Annotated in this window: 1 protein-coding gene; it reads right to left on the bottom strand. The window is 48.0% G+C overall.

Going from position 1 to position 327, the window contains the following annotated elements:
* Window positions 1-245, bottom strand: a 245-nt coding sequence (gene traN / locus AB4496_RS29795; RefSeq protein ID WP_372132384.1) for a conjugal transfer protein TraN, incomplete at its 3' end; no start/stop codon positions are given.
* Window positions 246-327 lie beyond the last annotated feature (82 nt).

A 327-nucleotide genomic window follows, 5' to 3' on the forward strand; every position in this document is an offset into this window, starting at 1 on the left:
GCTCGGCATGTCTTCTCAACACAACGCTTTGTGACCTCTTGCTCGATGCACACCCCATTTTGCTTAAGGCTGCAATGTTGAGTTTGAGTCGTACAGTCTTTCGGGAGGTTTGCGCAGGTATTAGGGCGGTTACAATGATGGTCTATCCGATATTTCCAACAATTGAGCGTGGTGGGAATACCATTAATGGTGCGGGTGGCTCGACCTTCAATGCATTGCTGGCGAGTGATCTTGCATGAGTTCATCAGGTTGCATTCTGTTCGCCAAGTAATGTTGTTCTTGATGCAGTTCCCTCCGGATAAGGAGAATCCGTTTGAACAGCTCAAG

This window comes from Vibrio sp. 10N.222.46.A1, assembly GCF_041473595.1.
GTDB classification, from domain to species: domain Bacteria; phylum Pseudomonadota; class Gammaproteobacteria; order Enterobacterales; family Vibrionaceae; genus Vibrio; species Vibrio tasmaniensis_A.